6 protein-coding genes are annotated in these 5,790 nt (G+C 74.9%); 3 read left to right on the forward strand and 3 right to left on the reverse strand.

What is annotated here, in order from left to right:
- Nucleotides 1-721: PilZ domain-containing protein (locus tag E2C05_RS27940; protein ID WP_133222921.1), on the forward strand; the 721-nt coding region annotated here is incomplete at its 5' end.
- A gap of 325 nt (nt 722-1,046) precedes the next feature.
- Here the strand turns inward: E2C05_RS27940 and E2C05_RS27945 are convergent.
- The 3 genes from E2C05_RS27945 to E2C05_RS27955 are packed head-to-tail and all read right to left on the reverse strand — an operon-like array spanning nt 1,047 to nt 3,891.
- Entirely contained in the window at nt 1,047-2,285 is a 1,239-nt protein-coding gene (locus E2C05_RS27945) for a CaiB/BaiF CoA transferase family protein (protein ID WP_133222922.1), read from the reverse strand.
- 14 nt (nt 2,286-2,299) lie between these two features.
- Nucleotides 2,300-3,067 (reverse strand): CoA-transferase, encoded by a 768-nt coding sequence (locus E2C05_RS27950; RefSeq protein ID WP_133222923.1) that lies wholly within the window; start codon nt 3,065-3,067, stop codon nt 2,300-2,302.
- Nucleotides 3,064-3,891 carry a CoA transferase subunit A gene (locus E2C05_RS27955; RefSeq protein ID WP_133222924.1) on the reverse strand — a complete coding sequence of 276 codons (828 nt, stop codon included), beginning with the start codon at nt 3,889-3,891 and terminating at the stop codon, nt 3,064-3,066. The genes E2C05_RS27950 and E2C05_RS27955 overlap by 4 nt, the downstream gene beginning before the upstream one ends.
- Before the next feature lie 125 nt (nt 3,892-4,016).
- Here E2C05_RS27955 and E2C05_RS27960 point away from each other — a divergent pair, with 125 nt between their 5' ends.
- On the forward strand, nt 4,017-5,069 hold the full coding sequence (locus tag E2C05_RS27960) for a Bug family tripartite tricarboxylate transporter substrate binding protein (RefSeq protein WP_133222925.1): 1,053 nt from the start codon (nt 4,017-4,019) through the stop codon (nt 5,067-5,069).
- Between the two features lie 90 nt (nt 5,070-5,159).
- Nucleotides 5,160-5,723: a GNAT family N-acetyltransferase gene (locus tag E2C05_RS27965; protein ID WP_133222926.1), complete on the forward strand. Its 564-nt coding sequence runs from the start codon at nt 5,160-5,162 to the stop codon at nt 5,721-5,723.
- Nucleotides 5,724-5,790: the final 67 nt, after the last annotated feature.

Below are 5,790 nucleotides of genomic sequence, written 5' to 3' on the forward strand. Positions count from 1 at the left end.
GGTCGCCGCGTCGCGCCTGGCGGCGCCGTTGCGGGGCCTGGCGGCGACGCTGCGGCGGCTGGCGGCAGGCGAGACCGCGCTGGCGATTCCCGGCCGCGCCCGGCGGGACGAGATCGGCGCCCTGGCCGCGGCGCTGGAGCAGGTTCGTGCCGGCCTGCAGGAGCGGCAGCGGCTGGAGGCGGCGGGCGAGGCGGCGCTGGAGCAGCGGCAGGCCGAATTCGGCCGCACCTCGGCCGGCCTTCTGGCCCGCTTGGCCGAGGCGGCCGCCACCCTGCGCGACGCCGCCGGTCCCGGGCCGGACGGGCCGGATGCAGCCAACTGCCCGGCGCTGCAGGCGGCCGAGGCGGTGGCGCGCGAATGCGCCACGCTGCGGGCGGAGATGGAGGCCCTGGCCGGCGGGCCTGCGACCGAGGAGGGCAACCGCCGCCGCTTCGAGCGGCAGGAGGTGCCGGGCCAGGCGCTGGCCATGCTGCGCCTGGCCGACGGCCGCAGCATCCCGGCGGTGCTGAAGGACATCTCGGCCGGCGGCGTCGGCTTCGCCTGCAACATCCCGATCGCGCCGGGGACGGCGGTGCTGGTGACGCTGCCCGGCGCCGCGGCGGCGGTGACCGCCCGCGTCGCGCGGGTGGAGGCGGGGCTGCTGGGCCTGGTCTTCACCGAGCCGCAATCGGCCGCCCTGGCGGTCGGGCCGCTCTTCGAGGAACTCAGCCTGGCCGCGTGAGGTCAGGGCGCCGACGTCCGGCGGTCCCGCCAGCGGCACCGCCCCGGACGCCGTGGCTTCGCCGCCCGGCATGCATGCCGAGAGGCAGGACGCCGGTGCCCGCATCGTCGCGCCTGCGGGCGCGCAGGGCGCCGGGCGCCGCCGCAAGGCCCTGGCGTCGCCGCGTGACCTCGGTCGGCGCTCGCCGGGCGCCGGAACCCGGCCGGCGGTCATGGCAGACGACGCCTGGGGGCGCCCGGGCCCGAAGCGGAGCGTGGAGGGTCTCCGCCTGCCGCGACGCGGAGCGGCCGGCGCATCCCGGCGAATGCGCAGGCCGTGCCCGCGGTCAGCGCCGCCGCTGGTCCACCAGCACGCCGCTGGCCCGCAGCGCCTTCAACTCCTCGGCCGAGAAGCCGCGGGCGGACAGCACCGCCTCCGTATGCTCCGCGAAGCGCGGCGGCGCGGCGCGGGTGCCGCCCGGGGTGCGGGACAGCTTGATGGGCGTGCCCAGCCCGACATAGCCGCCAAGCTCCGTCACCATGGCGCGGTGGGCGGTGTGCTCGGCCGCCATCGCCTCGTCCACATGCAGGACCGGCCCGGCGGGCAGGCCGGCGGCCAGCATGCGCCGCGTCAGGTCGTGGCCATCCTCCTCGGCGAAGCGGCGCTCCAGCACCTCGGTCAGCGCGTCGCGGTTGGTGACGCGGGCGCCGTTGGTGGCGAAGCGGGGGTCCTGCGCCATCTCCGGCATGCCGAGGAAGTCGCAGAATTTGCGGAAGGCCGGGTCGTTGCCGGCGGCGACGAAGATCTCGCAGGTCTTCGTCTTGAACTTGGAATAGGGGGCGAGGTTCGGGTGCGGGTTGCCGGTCGCCTTCGGCCGCTTGCCGCTGAGGAAGTAGTTGGCGGCATGCGGGTGCAGCAGCGCCATGCCGCAATCATGCAGCGTCATGTCGCAATACTGGCCGAGGCCGCTGCGCTCCCGCTCCTGCAGCGCCATCAGGATGGCGATGGTGCTGAACAGGCCGGTGGCGATGTCGACGATCGGGTTGCCGAGGCGGGTCGGGCCGCTGGTCTCGGTGCCGTTGATGGACATGAGGCCCACCATGGCCTGCAGCACCGCGTCGTAGCCCGGGAAGCCGCCGAGCGGGCCGGTGCCGCCGAAGCCGGAGACGCGGCAATGCACCAGGCGCGGGAAGCGGGACTTGAGCACGGCGTCGTAGCCGAGGCCCCATTTCTCCATGCTGCCGGGCTTGAAATTCTCGATCAGCACGTCGGCGCCTTCCAGCAGGCGCAGCAGCACGTCCTTGCCCGCCGGCTTGGACAGATCCAGGCCAACCGACCGCTTGTTCCGGTTGACGCCGACGAAGTAGCTCGCGTCGCCGGCCTCGTCGAAGGGCGGGCCCCAGTCGCGCACCTCGTCGCCCTGCGGCGGCTCCAGCTTGATGACCTCGGCGCCGTGGTCGGACAGCACCATGGTGCAATAGGGCCCGCCGAGGACGCGGGTCAGGTCGATGACGCGCAGGCCGGCGAGGGCACCGGCGGAGCGGGCCAGGCCCTTGCCGTCTGCGGTCGGGGGGGCGTCGGTCATGCGGCTTTCCTCACTCACTCGGCGGCCGGGGCGCGGGCTTCGGATCGCCCGAAGACCCGGGCGCAGAATTCCGGATAGGTCTCGAGCATCTCGTCGCAGACCGGGCCGCGCAGCAGCGCCAGCTCCGCGGGCGTCGGGTCCGGGGTCTCGGGCACCGCGTCCGGGATGTCGAAGCCGAAGCCGGTGGCGGCGCGGATGCTCTCCACCGTCTCGCCGGGATGCCGGCTGAGCAGGGAGAAGCGCGCGCGGTCCGGGTGGAAGCGGAAGACGCATTTCCCGGTGACCAGCGCCTGGGCATGGCCACGCCGGTACACGCCGGGCGCATTCACCCCGGCCGCGGAGATGTTGTCCACCCGCTCGACCAGGACGCGCGGCGAATGCTCCTCCCGGAACAGGATGGTCCGGTGCGCCATCGCGTACATGAAGGCGGAGCCGAAGCTGCCGGGGAAGCGGACGTCGCGCCCCGGCCATGCGCCGGTGCCGACCAGGTTGAGGTTCGCCTGCCCGTCGATCTGCCCGCCGCCCAGGAAGAACAGGTCGATGCGGCCCTGTCCCGTCAGGTCGAATAGCTCGCGCGTGCCCTCGGTGAAGGGGTTGCCGCTGCGCCGGTGCAGCAGGGACAGCCGCACGGGATGCCCGGCCTTGCGCAGCAGCCAGCAGGCGGCGGCCGGGATGGGGGAGGCGGCGCCGACCGCGATGTGCCGCGCCGGCGGCGCATCCGGCGCCAGGATCAGCCGCGCCAGGGCGGCGGCCAGGCGTTCCTCGGGCTTGATCCCGCTCATTCGGCGGCCGCGGCCCGCTGGCCGAACACCTCGCGCGCCAGCCAGGCGGCGAAGCCCGCCTCGGTCTTCGCCATGCGGGCGTAGTCGGCGACGTAACCTGCGTCGAAGCCGTATTCGTCCAGCAGCGCCACGGGATGCGCGCCGCGCTCCGCGATGGCGATGTCGGTCACATAGGTCGCGTTGATGGTGCCGGGGGCGAGGCGCTCATCCTCGAGGAAATTGCCCGGCACGACGCGTTCCACCGTCACCAGCGCGCGCTTCGATGCATGCGCGATGGTGGCGCATTCGCGGCGGCGGCCGAGCCAGACATTGCCTTCCGCATCGGCCATGACGGCGTGGAAGATCGCCACGTCCGGCTGCAGGGCCGGCAGCAGGACGATCGGGTCGCCGCCCGCGGCATAGGGATTGTCGCTGACCTTCCAGTCCGGCCGGTGCGCCAGGATGTCGCTGCCGATCAGCCCGCGCAGCGGCATGAAGGGCACGCCCTTCTCCGCCGCCTGCAGCATGGTGTGGACGGCCGGGCAGGTGCAGTCGCGCACCACCAGCGTGCCGGCCCTGACGGCGGCGGAGAAGCGCGGGGCGAAGCCGGCCTCGCCGAGCGAGACGGCGCTGGTCTCGATCTCGGCGACGCAGCCGGCGCCGATCAGCAGGTCGGCGGCGAAGCCGGCGACCGGCACGCCCAGCAGCCGCAGCCCGCGGGCGCCGCGGCGCACCAGCGCCTTGGCCAGCGCGACGGATGGCAGGGAGTTGTCGGGCGGCAGCGCCACGAGCGCGCCGTCCGGCACGCTGGCTGCCATCGCCTCCAGGCTGATCGGGGTGGTCATCGTCATTCCTCCGCCCCGGCACGATAGCAGGAAGGCCGGGGCGGCACAGCCGGCCCCCTGGAAACGGCAGCGGCGGCGCGCCATGCTCCTTCGCAACCAAGCCGAAACCAACGGGAGGACGGAGCATGGAAGGGTTGCGTCTGGGGCGCCGCGCGGCGCTGGCGGGACTGGCGGCACTCGGCGGCGGGGCAGGCGCCCTGGCCCAGACCGCGGGCCCGGGGGCAGGCCCCGGGCCGGGTGCGGGTGCGGGTGCGGGCGCGGGGACCAGCCCGGCCGGCGCCTGGCCGAACCGCCCCGTCACGGTGGTGGTGCCCTGGCCGGCCGGCGGGTCCACCGACACGGTCGTCCGCGTCCTCGCGCCCCGCATCGCGCAGGACCTTGGCCAGCCCGTGCTGGTGGACAACCGCACCGGTGCCTCCGGCACGGTCGGGCACCTGTCGGTCGCCCGGGCACGGCCGGATGGCTACACGCTGCTGGTCGGCACCAACAGCACCTTCGCCATGGCGCCGCACCTGATGGACATCCCCTACGACCATGACCGGGCCTTCGCGCCGCTCGGGCTCGTCGCCTTCAACGTGCTGTATCTGTGCGTGCATCCCTCGGTGCCGGCGCGCAGCCTGGCGGAGCTGGTGGCGCTGGCGCGGGCGCAGCCCGGCAAGCTGACCTATGCCTCGGCCGGCGCCGGCTCCTCCTTCCACCTGGCGATGGAGATGCTGCTGCACCAGACCAAGGCCGACATCCTGCACGTGCCCTACCGGGGCGGCGCGCCGGCCACCCAGGCGCTGGTCGCCGGGGAAGTGCAGATCTCCTGCATCGATGCCGTCTCCGGCCTGCCCTTCGTGCGCTCGGGCGATGTGCGGATCCTGGCGGTCACCGGCGACCAGCGGACGCCGCTGCTGCCGCAGGTGCCGACGGTGGCGGAGGCGCTGGGGCTGCCCGGCTTCCGCACCACCACCGACTTCGCCATGTTCGCCCCCGCCGGCACGCCGGAGGAGGTGCTGCGCCGCATCCACCAGGCCAACCTGGCGGCGGTGCGGGCGCCGGAGGTGCGGGGGCGCATCGCCGAGCTGGGCATGGAGACGGTGGAGGGCACGCCTGAGGGCTTCGCGGCCTATTACCGGCGGGAGCTGGCGATGTGGGGCGGCATCATCCGGGAGAAGGGCATCCGCGCCGGGTAGGCGGGGCAGGGGAGGGGCAGGGGCGGGGGGCAGCGGCCGCGCCGCGATCCGGGCTGGCCCCGCCCCGGCCGGGCATGCGAGAGAGCCGGCATGCCCGAGCCCATGACGCTGGAGGGGCCGCGCCTCCGCCTCCGCCCCTGGCGGGAGGCGGACCGCGCGCCGCTCGCCGCCCTGAATGCCGACCCGGAGGCGATGCGCCATTTCCCGGCGCCGATGACGGCGGCGGAGAGCGATGCCTGGATGGACCGGCTGCAGGCGCATATCGCGGCGCATGGCTGGGGCTTCTGGTGCGTGGAGCGGCGGGCCGCGCCCGGTTGCATCGGCGCGGTCGGGCTGATGCACATCCCCTGGGAGGCCGCCTTCACCCCGGCGGTCGAGATCGGCTGGCGCATCGCGCCCGCGGCGCAGCGCCAGGGCTTCGCCGAGGAAGCGGCGCGGTTGGCGCTGGCCGCCGGCTTCGGCCCGATCGGCCTGGCCGAGATCGTGTCCTTCACCCGGCCGGCGAATGCGCCGTCCTGGCGGCTGATGGAGCGGCTGGGCATGTCCCGCGGCGAGGATTTCGGGCATCCGCGCCTGCCGGAAGGCCATCCGGCGCGGCCGCACATCCTGTACCGGCTGTCCCGCGCCGACTGGGTGGCGCAGCGCCTGGGCTGAGGGCCGGCGCGGATCGCGCCCGCGGCGGCTGGCGCGGCCTTCCGCCCGCGCCAGCGAGGCCGGGCCG

This window comes from Paracraurococcus ruber, from assembly GCF_004353985.1.
GTDB classification, from domain to species: domain Bacteria; phylum Pseudomonadota; class Alphaproteobacteria; order Acetobacterales; family Acetobacteraceae; genus Paracraurococcus; species Paracraurococcus ruber.